The organism is Ruminococcus flavefaciens 007c, assembly GCF_000571935.1.
Taxonomy (GTDB): domain Bacteria; phylum Bacillota; class Clostridia; order Oscillospirales; family Ruminococcaceae; genus Ruminococcus; species Ruminococcus flavefaciens_F.
This window is the reverse complement of record NZ_ATAX01000023.1, coordinates 43,434-59,171: the sequence shown is the minus strand read 5'-3', so window position 1 is coordinate 59,171 and position 15,738 is coordinate 43,434. Positions and strand designations below refer to the sequence as shown.

At 45.1% G+C, this 15,738-nt stretch carries 15 protein-coding genes and 1 tRNA gene; 7 read left to right on the top strand and 9 right to left on the bottom strand.

Annotated features, from left to right (window positions below; translation table 11 throughout):
- Positions 1-66 precede the first annotated feature (66 nt).
- From RF007C_RS07190 to RF007C_RS07155, 8 genes are all read right to left on the bottom strand, one after another.
- Positions 67-816 carry a radical SAM protein gene (locus RF007C_RS07190; RefSeq protein ID WP_037298695.1) on the bottom strand — a complete coding sequence of 250 codons (750 nt, stop codon included), beginning with the start codon at positions 814-816 and terminating at the stop codon, positions 67-69.
- Between the two features lie 128 nt (positions 817-944).
- Positions 945-1,427 carry a deoxycytidylate deaminase gene (locus RF007C_RS07185; protein WP_037298693.1) on the bottom strand — a complete coding sequence of 161 codons (483 nt, stop codon included), beginning with the start codon at positions 1,425-1,427 and terminating at the stop codon, positions 945-947.
- Between the two features lie 120 nt (positions 1,428-1,547).
- The gene (locus RF007C_RS07180; protein WP_037298690.1) at positions 1,548-2,876 is read right to left on the bottom strand and encodes an ABC transporter permease; all 1,329 of its coding nucleotides are present in this window, start codon (positions 2,874-2,876) and stop codon (positions 1,548-1,550) included.
- The gene (locus RF007C_RS07175) at positions 2,863-3,576 is read right to left on the bottom strand and encodes an ABC transporter ATP-binding protein (protein ID WP_026052832.1); all 714 of its coding nucleotides are present in this window, start codon (positions 3,574-3,576) and stop codon (positions 2,863-2,865) included. Before RF007C_RS07175 ends, RF007C_RS07180 begins: the two co-directional genes overlap by 14 nt.
- Before the next feature lie 5 nt (positions 3,577-3,581).
- The gene (locus RF007C_RS07170) at positions 3,582-5,030 is read right to left on the bottom strand and encodes an efflux RND transporter periplasmic adaptor subunit (RefSeq protein WP_037298687.1); all 1,449 of its coding nucleotides are present in this window, start codon (positions 5,028-5,030) and stop codon (positions 3,582-3,584) included.
- 162 nt (positions 5,031-5,192) lie between these two features.
- Positions 5,193-6,314 (bottom strand): substrate-binding domain-containing protein, encoded by a 1,122-nt coding sequence (locus tag RF007C_RS07165; protein WP_173908292.1) that lies wholly within the window; start codon positions 6,312-6,314, stop codon positions 5,193-5,195.
- Positions 6,315-6,994: 680 nt separating this feature from the next.
- A tRNA-Gln gene (locus RF007C_RS07160) sits at positions 6,995-7,069 on the bottom strand.
- A 67-nt stretch (positions 7,070-7,136) separates the two neighbouring features.
- A complete protein-coding gene (locus tag RF007C_RS07155; RefSeq protein WP_037298684.1) occupies positions 7,137-8,726 on the bottom strand; it encodes an MATE family efflux transporter in 1,590 nt (529 codons plus the stop codon).
- 218 nt (positions 8,727-8,944) lie between these two features.
- On the opposite strand from RF007C_RS07155, the gene RF007C_RS07150 reads away from it, so the two are divergent.
- From RF007C_RS07150 to RF007C_RS07115, 7 genes are all read left to right on the top strand, one after another.
- On the top strand, positions 8,945-9,289 hold the full coding sequence (locus RF007C_RS07150) for a dockerin type I domain-containing protein (RefSeq protein ID WP_037298681.1): 345 nt from the start codon (positions 8,945-8,947) through the stop codon (positions 9,287-9,289).
- Positions 9,290-9,360: 71 nt separating this feature from the next.
- The gene (locus RF007C_RS07145) at positions 9,361-9,918 is read left to right on the top strand and encodes a Maf family protein (RefSeq protein WP_026052831.1); all 558 of its coding nucleotides are present in this window, start codon (positions 9,361-9,363) and stop codon (positions 9,916-9,918) included.
- Positions 9,919-10,141: 223 nt separating this feature from the next.
- On the top strand, positions 10,142-11,410 hold the full coding sequence (locus RF007C_RS07140) for a DUF1015 domain-containing protein (RefSeq protein WP_037298675.1): 1,269 nt from the start codon (positions 10,142-10,144) through the stop codon (positions 11,408-11,410).
- Positions 11,410-11,649 (top strand): DUF3781 domain-containing protein, encoded by a 240-nt coding sequence (locus RF007C_RS07135; protein WP_037298672.1) that lies wholly within the window; start codon positions 11,410-11,412, stop codon positions 11,647-11,649. Before RF007C_RS07140 ends, RF007C_RS07135 begins: the two co-directional genes overlap by 1 nt.
- Positions 11,650-11,662: 13 nt before the next feature.
- Positions 11,663-12,382, top strand: a complete 720-nt coding sequence (locus tag RF007C_RS07130; protein ID WP_037298670.1) for a CPBP family glutamic-type intramembrane protease — start codon at positions 11,663-11,665, stop codon at positions 12,380-12,382.
- 12 nt (positions 12,383-12,394) lie between these two features.
- Complete coding sequence (locus RF007C_RS17880; protein ID WP_082316723.1) at positions 12,395-13,360, top strand: GNAT family N-acetyltransferase; 966 nt, start codon at positions 12,395-12,397, stop codon at positions 13,358-13,360.
- Between the two features lie 13 nt (positions 13,361-13,373).
- Complete coding sequence (locus RF007C_RS07115) at positions 13,374-14,123, top strand: tRNA threonylcarbamoyladenosine dehydratase (protein ID WP_037298667.1); 750 nt, start codon at positions 13,374-13,376, stop codon at positions 14,121-14,123.
- 37 nt (positions 14,124-14,160) lie between these two features.
- Here RF007C_RS07115 and RF007C_RS07110 read toward each other — a convergent pair whose 3' ends face one another.
- On the bottom strand, positions 14,161-15,444 hold the full coding sequence (locus RF007C_RS07110) for an O-acetylhomoserine aminocarboxypropyltransferase/cysteine synthase family protein (RefSeq protein WP_037298663.1): 1,284 nt from the start codon (positions 15,442-15,444) through the stop codon (positions 14,161-14,163).
- Positions 15,445-15,738 lie beyond the last annotated feature (294 nt).

Genomic DNA, 15,738 nt, shown 5'->3' with positions numbered 1-15,738 from the left:
CGCCATAGCAGCGTCAGTGCTGCTATGGCGTTTTTGTTCAGCATAAAAAAGAAAAATCCCGTGGCATCAAGGCGAATAATTCTCCATTATCTCAAGTATAGGTGTTTTGTATATATTTCCGCCCAGAACACTTCCGTCAGGTGAAAAACCGACAGACCGGATATTTTCCGGATCATCCTCATAGGGATTTTCAGCTGTGGTCTCATTCATATATTCGCTGAGATACTTCAGGGCGTTTCCGCTGGGGAAAATTATATTTCCGTCCCCGACCTCAAATCCTCTGCCTGCAAATTTCTCCACAAGCTCTTTTGTAACAGCATTATACGGATTATCATGTGTTCTGCTTACCAGCCATGCGGGACTTATCTCTGTGAGAACTCCCTTTTTCTTCATCGCATTCGCAAAATACTCCACAGGTCCGAGAGAAATAGTCTCCTGGTGAAAGGCGTCCACTGACAGCAGGACACGGTTGACACCGCTTTCCGCCAGCATTTCCGCAACCTCTTCTATCTTTTTATTATCCTTGCTGAAATAGCCGTTGGTTATGACATCTCTGTACTTTATCCCGCATTTTACAGCCGCACGGTGTATTGCGCAGACCGTTTCGGGATAGAGCAGAGGCTCACCGCCGAAGGTCATCAGGGAGCTGATTCCGTAAGCAGAGCAGATCTGTTCCACAGCCGCTGCTGCAACAGCTCCGTCAATATGTTCTCCTCCGAACTCATGGCTTCCCTCGCTGCAATGCCTGCATCTGCCTGTACAGCCCATAGTCACAATAAATTCTATACGATCAAGTTCTTTAAAAAATCTGTTCATAATAAACTGCTCCTTTATAATACATTTTATAAATACAGGCGCAGTACGAGAACTATTCTTACTCGGTGATACGTTCCCTTCAGTACTGCACCGAGCAGTTAATTCGTTTCATCATCTTATCCTCCCACTCAAACTGAAAGAACAATACTCTTTCCGTTGGATCTGTATTCCTCAAAGGAAACTCCGCACTTCTCAAAAAGTATACATGAAGCCTTTACGCTGTCGGTATCGGCATATTTATTGCACTTATACACTACACGCTTGATACCTGACTGTATTATTGCCTTTGCACACTCATTGCAGGGAAAAAGAGTAACATAGAGAGTACAGCCGTTGAGGCTGCCGAAGCTGCTGTTTAGTATGGCATTCAGCTCAGCATGGCAAACAAAGGGATATTTCGTGTCGAGAGAGCTCTCTCCCTCCCTTTCCCAGGGCATATCATCGTCATCACAGCCTGTAGGCATACCGTTATATCCGACCGAAACGATCTTATGCTTGTCATTTACGATACAGGCACCTACCTGCGTTGAATTGTCCTTACTGCGCTGTGCCGAAAGCATTGCAATGCCCATGAAGTATTCGTCCCAGCTGATATAATCATTCCTTTTCATACGTTCACCCCGCTAATGATCTGATTTAATAGAATTATAACACACCCCGCCACAACTGTCAAGCGCCGTAAAACAGAACTCCCTGCACGTATTGACGCGCAGGGAGAATGTACTGTATCATTATTCGTAACGCAGAGCCTCGATAGGATCGAGCTTTGCAGCCTTGCCCGCAGGGTAGCTTCCAAAGAATACACCTATGAGCATCGAAAATGCAAGTGCAATGATTATAGCGACCAGCGAAGGCTGTATGGTAAGTGATACCAGCTCCTCGTATTCTGGCATCTGACTCAGAGCAAACGCTGCTATCTTACCGATAAGGAATCCGTTGAACATACCGAGCAGAACTCCTATGATACCGCCTATGAGACACAGGATGACCGATTCAACGATAAACTGCGTCCTGATGTAGCTGTTTTTGGCTCCGAGAGCCTTTCTGACACCTATTTCACGGGTTCGCTCCGTAATGCTTACGAGCATTATGTTCATAACACCGATACCGCCGACTATAAGGGATATAGCCGCAATTATCGAGATGACCAGCGTAACTATATTGAGGATCTTTGTTACGGACGTAAGCTCGTCCATAGGATCGGTAACTTCTACGCCCCATCTGCGGTTGGTCTTGTATTTTTCATCAAAGAAGCTTTTCAGCTCCGCTTTGGCTTGCTTTCTGTCATATGAAGGACTTGAAAGCATGAACTGGAAACCGTAATCGGCTGTCTCATCTACTCTTTTTATCTTCTGCGATGTACCGTAAGGAATAAAGATAATAGTTTCCCTGTCCATAAGACCTGTACCGGGCTGGAACTGCTTTTCAAGCAGCTTAGGATACTTGTAAACGCCGATAATGGTAACATCCATATTGCAGACATCTTTCACATCGATATTTATATCGCAGCCTATCGCATTGGCTTTCTCGCTTCCGAAATACTGCTTTACAAAGATATCGGATACTATGGCAGAGTGCTTCTGACCGTCACTGTCGGCATCATTGAAACATCTTCCCTGTATTATCTTGAATACGTTATCCTCTTTGAGATAGCCTTCCGTTGCACCCGCCAGACTTGCAGGAAACATCTGTCCCTTTTTATTCTTTATCGATGAATCGCCGCAGAAATTACTGAGACTCACAAGATACTTGCCGGGATACTTTTCATTGAGTTCCTTTATCATATCCAGATCTATACATTCCTCTTTCGTTATTGGAACGTAATCAGGATAATCGCCGTTTTCATCAGGTTCATACTTGAACTGATAGCGGATTCCCAGTGTCTTGCCGCCCAGCTCATTGAACGAATTGGCAAGAGTCTTTTTCAGCGAGCTTCCCAGAGTAGTAATAGTTATAACAGCGCTTATACCAATAATTATACCGAGCATGGTAAGTATGGCACGCATCTTGTTCGACCTAAGTGAAGAGAAAGCAAGTCTGATATTTTCAAAGAAGAACATCGCTGTCACCTCCCGCCCCGGTATCGGAAACTATTTTTCCGTCATTGATGGTAATGATACGATCTGTTTCCGCAGCAAGTTCCTTGCTGTGAGTGATAAGGATTATGGTCTTGTTCTCCTCATCATGGAGCCTGTGGAATATATCCATTACCATATGTCCCGTTACCGAATCAAGAGCGCCTGTGGGCTCGTCTGCAAGTATAATGGAAGGAGTATTTGCAAGAGCTCTTGCAATGGCTATCCTCTGCTTCTGACCTCCCGAGAGCTCATTGGGGTTATGGTCGGCACGGTCGCTCATTCCAACAAGCTCAAGAAGAGCCTCTGCCCGTCTTCTGCGCTCTTTTTTACCGACACCCGCATACAGCATTGGCAGTTCAACATTTTCGATGGCATTGGTACGTGAAATAAGGTTGAAATTCTGAAATACGAAGCCTATCTCCTTATTTCTGATCATACTCAGCTCAGTATCGTCAAGCGCGGAAATATCCGTGCCGTTAAGCTCGTATATGCCGTCGGTAGGCCGGTCAAGAGCTCCTATGATATTCATAAGTGTACTCTTTCCCGATCCGGAAGGACCCACGATGGATGTAAATTCGCCCTCGCCGACCTCCAGGTCAATGCCGTGCAGGATCTCAAGCTCATTAGGCTGCCCTATGTAGAACCTCTTGACGATCCCGCGCATAGAAATAACTGTTTTCATCGGCATTAATCCTCCGGAACATCAAGAGAGATAACAGAACCGTCATCAATACCCGCAGGATCAGTGATAACAATATCCCCTGCCTTGATATCACCCTTGAGGACCTCGGTATAATAATCACCTTCAAAGCCCTTCTCCATCGTACGCTTTCTTACAGTATATTTACCGTCCCCGTTGGGAACAGCCACGAATACGAAGTATCCGTCATTTTCACCGCCTTCAACAGCGTCAAAGGGAACGGCAAGAACATCAGTACGCTTATCGAGTATTATCTTTACATTAGCGGACATACCTATAAGAAGGCCGCTTTCCTTATCTTCGATACTAACCTCAACGGTATAGCCGCCCAGAGCATCCTGACTTTCGGAGGATATTATCCTTTCTATACGCTTAACCTTGCCTGCGATTATCTTGTCGCCTGTAGCACTTGTCTTGACATCAGCCTCCATGCCCTCTTCTATTTTAAGTATGTCAGCTTCGTTCACCTTGCCTGCGATAACAAGCTCTGAGGTATTCTCTATGGTCATGAGTTCTGAGGTAAGAGGCACACTTCCTTCTGAGATGTTGAGCTGAGTAATGACTCCGTCCTTCGGTGCCTTTACTGTACATTTTTCTATCTGCTCCTTCAGAGTCTTTATCTGCTTTTCAGAAGAAGTATCTGTAACAGAATACTTCTCTGCATCTATTACATCCTGAGCTGACTGTATAACACTGTCCGCACTTTTTACAGCATCATCATAGGCAGAATTTGCAGCCTTTACGGCGTCATCATAGGAAGAAAGATTTGACTCAAAAGTCTCGGCTGCTTCATATACGGTCTCAGCCTTTGAGCTGAGAGTCTGCCATCTTTTCTTTGCATCGGCAGCAACATTTTCGTCCTCTGCCGAAATCATTTCATTGTACGCATCGTCAGCCTCTGAATAGAGCTGATCTGCCTGTGCACGCATATCATTGTACTTATTGTATGCCTCATCACGCTTTTTCTCGGCATTGCTTATAGCCTCTTTAGCCTTGTTAAGAGCGTCGGTCTTTTCATTTTTTGCCTTGTCCAGATTTCTCTGATTTATACTATGGTTATAATCGGAAGCGCCCTTGGCCTTCTCGGAGTTTGCCACAAGTGTGTTGTACTGCTCTTCAAGCTCAGCACTGTCGAACACGCAGAGAACATCGCCCTTTTTGACATTATCGCCCACCTTTACATTGAGCTTCTTGACCTTCAGGCTCTGCTCACCTGAAACGCTCACCTTATCACTGCTCGATACCTTACCCGAAAGGTTGACATAATTTATAAGGTCGGTCTGTTTCGCCTTTCCGCAGGTCTGATTGAACAATGTAAGGGATACAGCAGCTCCCCCTATAATATTCCTTATCACCATAACGATAATGCCTATGATAACGGCGATAACGACCAGCCAGATGATAAGCTTGGCCTTTTTCTTCTTCGTAGTTGACATTTTTCTCCTCCTCAATAATTCAGTATATCATTTTGCCCGTATTGCATATACAAGCCCTGGTAATATAATAGCACATGAAATATTAAAAAGTCTTTAAAAAACAGAAAAAGACTGCAAAAGCAGCCTTTTTCCACTTCAGATTTCCTTTTATTAACGCTCGGATCATTTCACGAGTTCAAGATACTTATTAGCTGAATCCCACTGATACAGACCTGTATTCACAAGGACCTGAAGATTGTCCTTGGTGATCACATTAGGAACGAGCAGATAGGAAGCAACGTACTTGACACCGTTATTATAGGACTCGGAATCGAATACGCAGTCGATAGTGAGCTCATTTGCAAGCTGAGCAGCAGGGATCTCACCGTCGAGGAGCTTTTTGCATACCTCATATGTTACCTTAGCTTCGTCATTAACGTTCTTGTAAACTGTCATAGACTGCTTACCGTCAACGATATTCTTAAGGTTTTCAATATCTCCGTCCTGACCGGTAATGATGGGCTGTCTGCGTCCGACATAGTTATCCGCAAGACATCTTGTAACGCCGAGAGCAGTGGAATCATTGGAGCAAAGAACAACATCCAGTTCCTTGTCCTTATAATAACCTGCAAGGGTAGTCTTCATGTTCTTTGCTGCATTATCGGAAGTCCAGCCCGATGTAGCAACGCGCTCGAATGATGTCTTTCCGGAAGGAATAACGAGCTTTCCTGCATCAATATAAGAAGCAAGAGTATCATATGCACCGTTAAAGAAGTAGCGTGCATTATTATCGCCGGAATCACCTGCAACGAACTCTATGTTGAAAGGTCCGTCATTGTTGTTGAGTCCGAGCTCATCGCGGACGAATTCGCCCTGAAGCTTTCCAACAGTATAGTTATCGAATGAGATATAGTATGTTACAGCGTCTGTATTCATAATAAGACGGTCGTAAGCAACTACCGGGATATTCTTTGACTTTGCCTCAGCCAGCGGCTTTGACATAGTCGAACCGTCAACTGCTGCAACAAGAAGAAGATCAACTCCATCTGATAACATGGCAAGAATGTCGTTGTTCTGTCTTGTGGAATCGTTCTGAGAGAATTTCAGGTTAACATTATAGCCCGCATCCTCAAACTGTTTCTTAAGGAACTCACCGTCGCTGTTCCAGCGATCAAGCTCCTTAGCCGGCATAGCGATGCCGATAGTCTTCTTTTCATTTGCCTCGTCTGTGCTCTTGTCCTTACCGCAGGAAACAAGGCTTCCTGCCATAAGAAACGCCATAGATGCCGCGATAATTTTTTTCATAGGAATACGACCCCCTGAATTATTTACGCCCCGGTTATCCGAAGCAGGTATATAGTTATCTTGATACTTTTATTTTACACCGTTTTTTGCGATATGTCAATACATTTGTCATTTATTCAGAGAATTGTATAATATACGCAGGGTAAATATATGCAAAACACCAATCCATCCTTAATCATAAACTATTTTCAATACAGTTTGTATCGGATTTTTCGTTATTTCATACTATATGTTTTTTATATACGGCTTTACAGTTTTGAGACATCACAAAACAACGCCAAAAATAATATACAATTGGTAATATGATATTTGTATATTACATTTTACACGTATAGAAAATAATATCTACTTTATGCAAGAAAGTATCATTTTCATGTTTTTAACAAAGCGGGCTATATATTTTTTTAATATGTTTTTGTACTCAATTTTTTTATTATGCAAAATTCACTGCTTTTTGTGCATAACCGTTCTTCTGACCGTTCAGATACATATTTTACCACGGATCGCTCCCACTCCGGCAAGAAAAAGATTATACACTTATGAAAAAGCAAATACCGGAGCAATTCTGACGACACTGTCAGAGTTGCTCCGGCGTATAAACTTATACATCAGCGCCGTCTGAACAACAGCGCTCTTTATCTTCGGCAAATAATAAAGCCCCACCGATAAGCAGGGCTTGTTGGTTGGGGCAGCGGGATTTGAACCCACGGGTGACAGAGTCAAAGTCTGTTGCCTTACCGCTTGGCTATGCCCCAACACTCACTTGAATATTATAACAAAAATCCCACAATAAATCAATACCGTGGGATTTTTATTTTTCTTTTAATAATAATAGTCAAGCCTCTTCATGACCTTGAATTCGTGCATCGCCATAAGTATAGCAACAACTGCCGAAAGCGCATCCGCAAGAGGTCCTGTATAAAGGATACCTTCGATCTCGAAGACCATGGGAAGTATCACGAGCAATGGCAGGAAGAAGAGTATCTGCCTTGTAAGTGACAGAAAAACACCCTTTATGGGTTTGCCTATTGAAGTAAAGAAAGTTGAGGTTATAGGCTGTAAACAGTTGATCCATGTAAAGAACAGGAATATCCTGAAGAACTTTGCTCCGAATTCGTAATACCCGTCGCTGGCTTTTTTATTTGCAAAGAAACCGAGTATCTGCTTCGGGAAAAGCTGGAACACCACAAAGGCCACAAGCGATATTGCCGCACCTGCTTTTACCGCCATCCAGAAAGCACTTCTTACGCGGTCATACTTCTGAGCGCCGTAGTTGAAGCTTTCGATAGGCTGGGTTCCCTGTGCAAGTCCGATAACGATAGAAAAGACTATCATATTTACCTTCATTACGATACCCGCCACGGCGATAGGATCCTCAGCACCGTACTGCGAAAGTCCGCCGTAATGTCTGAGAGAATTATTCAGAACTATCTGTACAACGGCTATAGCCAGCTGATTGAAGCAGGAAGCCATACCTATCGAACATACTCTGCCGATAATGCTGAATTTCGGAAACAAATGTCTGCCGAAAAGATATACGGTCTTGAAGTTGAAGCAGTATACCACAACTATCACAGCAGAAATAAACTGTCCGATAACCGTAGCGATAGCTGCGCCCTTCATGCCCCAGCCAAGGCCGATAACGAATATCGCATCAAGTATGGTATTGATAACAGCTCCCGTTATATTGCACAGCATAGTCATTTTCGGACTTCCGTCAGCGCGGATTATATGTCCGCCGCCTGCCGTAAGAATAAGGAACGGAAAACCGAAAGCCGTATATTTTACGTATTCCTTGGCATAAGGCATTACCGCTTCCGTAGCACCGAAGCGTTTAAGCAGCGGATCAAGGAAGAAAAGAGTCAGAACAGAAAGTATCACGCCGCTGACTACCAGGAGAGAAAGTGCATTTCCCGCAAAATACGGTGCACGCTTCTTATCCCCCATGCCAAGTGTAAGATTGAAGCAAGAAGCACCGCCGATTCCCAGCAGCAGCGCCAGTGCCATACACCCTGTTGTAAACGGGAAAGCGATAGAAGTCGCGGTATTACCGAGAGTTCCAACTGCCTTTCCGATAAATAGCTGATCTACCATATTATAAAGGGCGCTGACAAGCATACCGATTATACTTGGTATAGCAAATTTCATCATAAGAGAACGTACCGGAGCAAACCCGAGGGGATTCCCCGTCCCTGTGGAAGCTCCTCCAAATCCCTGCGGAGGTCCGCCGGCTCCTCTCGGAGGCCCGTCCATACCATTAGGAGGTCCGCCAATGCCCTGCGGAGCATCTCCCCTGCCCTGCTGCGGTCCGCCAATGCCTTGCGGAGGCCCGCCCATGCCTTGGGGAGGTCTGTCTACCCCTGGTGGAGGTCCGTAACTACCGCGCGTTCCTCCGTAATTATAATTATTCATGTTTCCTATCCCTCTTTTTACAAATTAACAAATACTTATACATTATACATCATTTATATAGAAAACGCAATAGCGGGAGAAAAAAATCATATCATAAAATTTATCAATACTTTTCGTTAATCATAATGCAATTTAAACAATAGGGATTATCTTTTTCCTTGACAGCAGGCCTTCTCTGTGATAAAATTATTAATAGTATTATTTAAGGAGGTTTTATTATGAGTCTTCGCAGTTTTCTTGCTTTTACGGCTGCCGGCGTCATCGCGGTAGGGCTTTTTGTACTTGTACGCAACACCTCCAAGGATAGTAAAATGCATATTCCGGGAGATGTAAACGGCGACGGGCAGATAAATTCCGTGGACGCCTCTGCGGTTCTTGCAGAATATAGTGCTATTTCCGGAAATAAACCTGCTTCTTTCACAAAGGAGCAGAATGATTCTGCCGATATAAACAAAGACGGCAAGACAGACGCTGTTGACGCCTCTCAGATACTTGCTTATTACTCTCACCTTTCTACAGGCGGTAATCTCAGCATTGACGATTTTCTGCATAAATCAGACTAATACATTTGGAAAGCAGAATAAATGTCTGTCATTTAAAAACTTTGCAAATAACCGTAAACGGAAGTGAAAATATGAAAATTATACTTGCATCGGCTTCGCCGAGACGGCGTGAGCTGATGAGATACATAACCGGAGACTTTGAAGCTGTATCTATGGACTGTGACGAGACTCTCCCCGACAATATCGAACCTTCAAAGGCCTCCGAGCATCTTGCTGTTCTCAAAGCAAAGGCTGCTGCGGAGAAATATCCCGACTGCGTTGTTATCGGCTGCGACACAACTGTTATCCTCGGCAGCGAGATACTGGGAAAGCCACGTGACAGAGCACAATGTATAGCCGATATATCCAAGCTATCGGGCAAAACACATCAGGTCATAACCGGCTGCTGCATTATCAGCGGCGGCAGGGTCAGTTCCTTCTCTGAGGTGACCGACGTTACTTTCAAAGACCTCACGGCTGCCGAGATCGAAGCCTACGCCGACACCGACGAGCCCTACGATAAGGCTGGCGGCTACGGAATACAGGGACGCGGCTCGGAACTTATATCCCATATCGACGGAGACTTCTTCAATGTGGTGGGATTGCCCGTAGCACGGCTCTTTAATGAATTGAAAACAGTTGATAATTGAAAGTGTAGAGTTGTTTTTGTTCGCTTCGCTAACATTATTTAATAATATCGCCGCAGGCGATACCATAACTTTCAACTCTCAATTCTCAACTCTAAAATTTTAAATGTTTTCACGGTCGGCGAAACGCCGCCCCTACATGGGACGTCGAGGACGCTGTCCACTACACAATAATTATTCGGGCGGATAATATCTGCCCCTACAAAAATATAAAGGAGTATTTATCATGAACTCAACCGCATTTCATTCTGCTGACATTCTTATCCCCAAGGACTGCGATATGCACAAGTGGTCCGTTATTGCCTGCGATCAGTACACCAGCGAGCCTGAATACTGGGACGAGGTAAGCACTACAGTTGGCAGCGCTCCCTCTACACTGAACCTTATCCTTCCCGAGCTCTACCTTGAGCAGGAGGGCGTTGCAGAGCGTATTGACAATATCCACACTGCTATGGATAAGTGCCTTGCCGACGGCATATTCACAGAGTACAAGGACGCTATGGTATACGTTGAGCGCATTCAGAGCAACGGCATACTCCGCCAAGGCATAGTAGGAGCTATCGACCTTGAAAAGTATGACTTTTCCAAGGGCAGCACCTCAGAGGTAAGAGCTACCGAAGCTACTGTAATAGAGCGTATACCTCCCCGCATCAAGGTAAGACAGGGCGCTCCCCTTGAACTTCCTCATATTATGATACTCATTGACGATCCTGATAATACAGTTATCGAGCCCCTTGCAAAGAATGTTTCCGATGACAGTAAGCTCTACGACTTTGAGCTCATGCAGAATGGCGGCAGCATAAAGGGATGGCTGGTAGACAAGAATGCTCAGGAGACTATTGACAAAGCTCTCTGTGCACTGGCCGATCCCGATACCTTCTGCAAGAAGTACGGTCTCAATGATACTCCCGTACTCCTCTATGCTATGGGCGACGGAAACCATTCCCTCGCTACTGCAAAGGAGTTCTACGAGCAGCTGAAAAAAGCAAACCCGGGTAAGGACTTATCAAACCACCCTGCACGCTATGCTCTGGCTGAGATAGTAAATCTCCATAGCGATGCACTTAAATTCGAGGCTATACACCGCCTTGTATACGATGTAGACTGCGATAAGCTCATAAGCGAGCTCACAGATGCCCTTGAACTCTCCGGGACAAAGGTGTCCGACCAGTACGTTATCTGCTCATGCAAGGGTACTGAAAAGAAACTCTACATCAACAAGAAGTCATCAAATCTGTCCGTTGGTTCGCTCCAGAACTTCCTTGACAGCTATATCAAGGAAAACGGCGGCAAGATAGACTATATCCACGGTGCCGATACAGTAAAGTCACTTGCTGACAAGCACAACGGTATCGCATTCATACTCCCCGATATGGACAAATCACAGCTCTTCCCCACTGTTATCAAGGACGGCGCTCTCCCGAGAAAGACTTTCTCCATGGGACACGCCGAGGACAAGAGATTCTACATCGAAGCCCGCAGGATCACAGAATAATGGAATTACTGAACAATCTCGCCAAGCTCCGCACCACGGAGCTTGGCGCAGTTCGTATAAGGCGGAATCTCGCTCTTGACTGCGGCGATACAGTCGCATGGTGCAGGGAACAGATAAGCTCTCCCAAAGCTGTCATAGAGCGCAAAGGAAAGAACTGGTATATAACCGTAAACGGCTGTATCATCACCGTAAATGCCTACAGCTATACCATAATAACCGCACACAAAGCAGTTCGGTAAATGAGGTATCGTCATGAATAAAACAAGTTATCTTAAATGCTTTCTTCCTGCCCGCTGCATATTATTCCTTATCATCTTTGTTGCAGGAGCTTTCATCTCAGATCGTAAGATCAGCGGAATAAGCAATTGGTGGTCGATAATCGCCTCCGCAGTAAATATACTGACTATTCTTTTTCTTGTGATATCCGCCAAAAAAACAGGCAGCAGCTACCGTGAGCTTATCGGCTATGAGAAGGGCAAAACTCCCGTTAAGAAGATGATACTCCTTATTGTAGGCTTTATTTTCATCGGTATGGCAGGTCTTTACGCCGCAGGCTTCGTCTGCTACGGAGTTCTTCCCTATTCATCGCCCATGATGGTCGAGCCAATACCGCTCATTTTCGCTATACTGAACATTGCTGTACTCCCCGTTACTACAGCGCTGGCTGAGGACGGTCTGTACCTCGGCGGCGGCGTAAATCAGATAAAGAACAAGTATGCTGCAATAATTGTCCCCGCCTTTTTCTATGCACTTCAGCACTGCTTCATACCTACCATGTTTGACGCAAGGTACATGATATACAGATTTATTTCATTCCTTCCGCTGACTGTTATATTCTGCATTCACTACCACAAAAAGCGCGATCCTCTGCCGATAATGATCGCTCATGCTATACTTGATCTTGCTACAGCAATGACTATCCTCGCTACATCAGCCGATCATAGCTTGTACGAAAAAATGATAAATATGTAAAGGAGCTCCAATATGAACATAAGAAGATTTAAAGAATCAGATGCCGAAGCCGTTTCGGCTGTTGTAATAAAAACTCTCAGGATTTCCAACATAAAAGACTACCCTGCCGAGCTTATGGAAGAAGTAGTCAAAACTATGCAGCCGCAGAATATCCTTGAACGCGCTGGCTGGACCCACTTCTATGTTGTTGAGGACGGTGATAAGATAATCGGCTGCGGCTCTATCGGTCCATTCTGGGGCAAGGAGGACGAGAGCGGTCTGTTCACTATATTCGTGCTTCCGGAATATCAGGGTAAAGGCATTGGCAGAAGTATCATAGAAACACTGGAAAAGGACGAGTACTTCCTCAGAGCCAAGCGCATCGAGATACCCTCGTCAATCACAGGCTGTCAGTTTTACAGAAAGTTCGGCTACGACTACAAGAACGGCATCGCAGAGCTTGACGAGGAGAGGCTTTACCGCCTTGAAAAGTTCAGGAATGTCAGCAAGTCAGGTATAAAAGAGATAAGCAGAAACGATATACCCGAATGTGTAAAGGTCATAAAGAAAAGCTTTATGACTGTAGCTGATGAGTTCGGCTTTACTGTTGATAATGCTCCGATGTATGTTGCTTTTGCAACTAATGATGAAAAACTGTTTTCGCAGTTTGATAACGAGCACCGCCCTATGTATGCCTATTTTTCAGAGGGCGGCAAGATAATCGGCTATTATTCCCTGCTAAAACTGGAAAACGGCGAGTGCGAGCTGAATAATCTCTGTGTAATTCCTGAGTTCCGACACAATGCTATCGGCACGGCACTGTTCAGACACGCCTGCGCAAGTGCAAAGAAAATTGGCTGCATCAAGCTGGTTTTCGGCATTGTTGAAGAAAACGGTAAACTCCGCAAATGGTACGAAAAGAACGGCGCTGTCCATGTAGATACTAAGAAGTTCGATTTCTTCCCCTTCACCTGCGGATATATGGAAAAAATTCTTTAATAAGGAGCATAATATGTCAGACCTTTTTTCAAGAACTCAGCTTCTCTTCGGTGAGGAAGCTATGAATATACTGGCTCGCTCCCGTGTAGCCGTTTTCGGCGTGGGCGGAGTAGGCGGCTATACCGTTGAAGCTCTTGCACGTTCAGGTGTAGGTGCTCTCGACCTGATCGACGATGACAAGGTCTGTGTGACCAATATCAACCGCCAGATAATCGCTCTCGGCAGTACTGTCGGTATGTACAAGGTGGACGCTGCGGCAGAACGTATTCGCGACATAAATCCCCACTGCAAGGTCACCTGCCACAAGATGTTCTATATGCCAGAAACTGCCGATAAACTTGATTTTTCCATGTACGATTACGTGGTAGACGCTATCGACACCGTCACAGGCAAACTGGAAATAATAATGCAGGCAAAAAATGCGGGTATACCCGTAATAAGCTCCATGGGCGCGGGGAACAAGCTCGATCCCACAAGATTTGAGGTTACGGATATTTACAAGACATCTGTCTGTCCTCTTGCCAAGGTCATGCGCTATCAGCTGAAACGCCGCGGCGTAAAAAAGCTCAAGGTCGTCTACTCCAGAGAGGAACCTGTAGTTCCAAAGGGACAGGCTGCCGAGGACGGTTCGGGACAGACGGATATGCGCAGCGGCTCTGCGAGAAGAGCAACTCCGGGTTCCGTTGCCTTCGTGCCTTCTGTAGTGGGACTTATTATCGCCGGCGAAGTCATCAAGGATCTGACAGGTTTTAACAGGAAATAAAAAGGGTATCTGTACATTTACAGATACCCTTTTTATATTACTTTATTGCATCAAAACCATGCTGAAGATCAGCAATAATATCGTCGATATGCTCGGTTCCAACGGAAAGTCTTACTGTTGTGGGCTTTATGCCTGCGGCAAGAAGCTCCTCCTCGCTCATCTGCGAGTGAGTGGTCGATGCAGGATGAATGACCAGCGACTTAACATCGGCTACATTTGCAAGGAGTGAGAAGAGTTCAAGGCTCTCAGTGAACTTCTTTGCGTCCTCTGCTGTTCCCTTAACTTCAAAGGTGAATATTGAAGCTGCTCCATTCGGGAAGTAGCTGTCGTATATCTCCTTTGCTCTGCCTGTGCGGAGTGAGGGATGGTTTACCCACTCTACCTGCGGATGTGATCTGAGGAAATCAACGACCTTCAGTGCATTCTCGGTATGACGCTCAAGTCTCAGAGAGAGTGTCTCGAGGCCCTGTAAGAGCAGGAAGGAATTGAATGGCGAAATAGTAGCGCCCTGATCTCTCATAAGTGTTGTGCGAAGCTTGATTATATAGGCAAGATTTCCGCAGGCCTCTGTGAAAACTACTCCGTGATATGAAGGATTGGGCTTGGAAAGTCCGGGGAATTTATCGTTCTGTGCCCAGTCAAACTTACCCGAGTCGATAACAACTCCGCCCATTACAGTACCGTGTCCGCCGATAAACTTTGTAGCGGAATGAACTACCACATCTGCGCCGTGCTCGATAGGCCTGAGCAGGAAAGGTGTCGCAAAGGTATTGTCAACTATAAGCGGTATACCATGCTTATGAGCGATGGCGGCTATTGCCTCAATGTCGATAACGTCAGAATTAGGATTGCCGAGTGTCTCTGCGTAGAGAAGCTTTGTTTCGGGCTTTATTGCCTTCTCGAAGTTCTCAGGCTCGGAAGGATCCACAAATGTGGTCGTAAGTCCCTGATCTTTGAGAGTATGTGCAAGAAGATTGAAGGAACCTCCGTAAAGTGCGGAAGAAGCCACGATATGATCTCCCGCTGTAGCGATATTCTGGATCGCATAGCTTATTGCTGCCGAACCTGAGGCTGTTGCAAGTGCTCCCACGCCTCCTTCGAGAGCAGCTATTCTCTGCTCAAATACATCAGAGGTAGGATTCATCAGTCTTGTATAGATGTTTCCTCCCTCAGTGAGACCGAAGCGGCCTGCTGCCTGTGCACTGTCCTTGAAAACATATGATGTGGTAGCATATATGGGCACTGCCCTTGCGTCTGTAGTGGGATCGGGATTCTCCTGACCTGCGTGTATCTGTATTGTCTCAAATCTATAATTACTCATAACGATCTTCCTTTCAAAAATACTTTTTTATAAATGAATATTATCAACTGCTGTACAAGAGCGTCACATTCGCTCTGAATTGATGATATAACGTATTTCCGGCATTCTGATCACCTCTGTTTTCTTCTGTGATTTAATCATACCACATCGATAGGTATTTGTCCAATACAAATGGATTATGATGAGCTATAGCCTCAGCCTATAACCGTAAACTCATATCCATATGAAAATGCTTACATATTATTATATAAAAGGCTTTTTTCGCTTTTCTCCTTGACCTTTTCGCCTTTTTGT

Coding starts and splice junctions, on each gene's coding strand:
- RF007C_RS07190 (WP_037298695.1), bottom strand. CDS start 816: ATGAACAGATTTTTTAAAGAACTTGATCGTATAGAATTTATTGTGACT.
- RF007C_RS07185 (WP_037298693.1), bottom strand. CDS start 1,427: ATGAAAAGGAATGATTATATCAGCTGGGACGAATACTTCATGGGCATT.
- RF007C_RS07180 (WP_037298690.1), bottom strand. CDS start 2,876: ATGTTCTTCTTTGAAAATATCAGACTTGCTTTCTCTTCACTTAGGTCG.
- RF007C_RS07175 (WP_026052832.1), bottom strand. CDS start 3,576: ATGAAAACAGTTATTTCTATGCGCGGGATCGTCAAGAGGTTCTACATA.
- RF007C_RS07170 (WP_037298687.1), bottom strand. CDS start 5,030: ATGTCAACTACGAAGAAGAAAAAGGCCAAGCTTATCATCTGGCTGGTC.
- RF007C_RS07165 (WP_173908292.1), bottom strand. CDS start 6,314: ATGAAAAAAATTATCGCGGCATCTATGGCGTTTCTTATGGCAGGAAGC.
- RF007C_RS07155 (WP_037298684.1), bottom strand. CDS start 8,726: ATGAATAATTATAATTACGGAGGAACGCGCGGTAGTTACGGACCTCCA.
- RF007C_RS07150 (WP_037298681.1), top strand. CDS start 8,945: ATGAGTCTTCGCAGTTTTCTTGCTTTTACGGCTGCCGGCGTCATCGCG.
- RF007C_RS07145 (WP_026052831.1), top strand. CDS start 9,361: ATGAAAATTATACTTGCATCGGCTTCGCCGAGACGGCGTGAGCTGATG.
- RF007C_RS07140 (WP_037298675.1), top strand. CDS start 10,142: ATGAACTCAACCGCATTTCATTCTGCTGACATTCTTATCCCCAAGGAC.
- RF007C_RS07135 (WP_037298672.1), top strand. CDS start 11,410: ATGGAATTACTGAACAATCTCGCCAAGCTCCGCACCACGGAGCTTGGC.
- RF007C_RS07130 (WP_037298670.1), top strand. CDS start 11,663: ATGAATAAAACAAGTTATCTTAAATGCTTTCTTCCTGCCCGCTGCATA.
- RF007C_RS17880 (WP_082316723.1), top strand. CDS start 12,395: ATGAACATAAGAAGATTTAAAGAATCAGATGCCGAAGCCGTTTCGGCT.
- RF007C_RS07115 (WP_037298667.1), top strand. CDS start 13,374: ATGTCAGACCTTTTTTCAAGAACTCAGCTTCTCTTCGGTGAGGAAGCT.
- RF007C_RS07110 (WP_037298663.1), bottom strand. CDS start 15,444: ATGAGTAATTATAGATTTGAGACAATACAGATACACGCAGGTCAGGAG.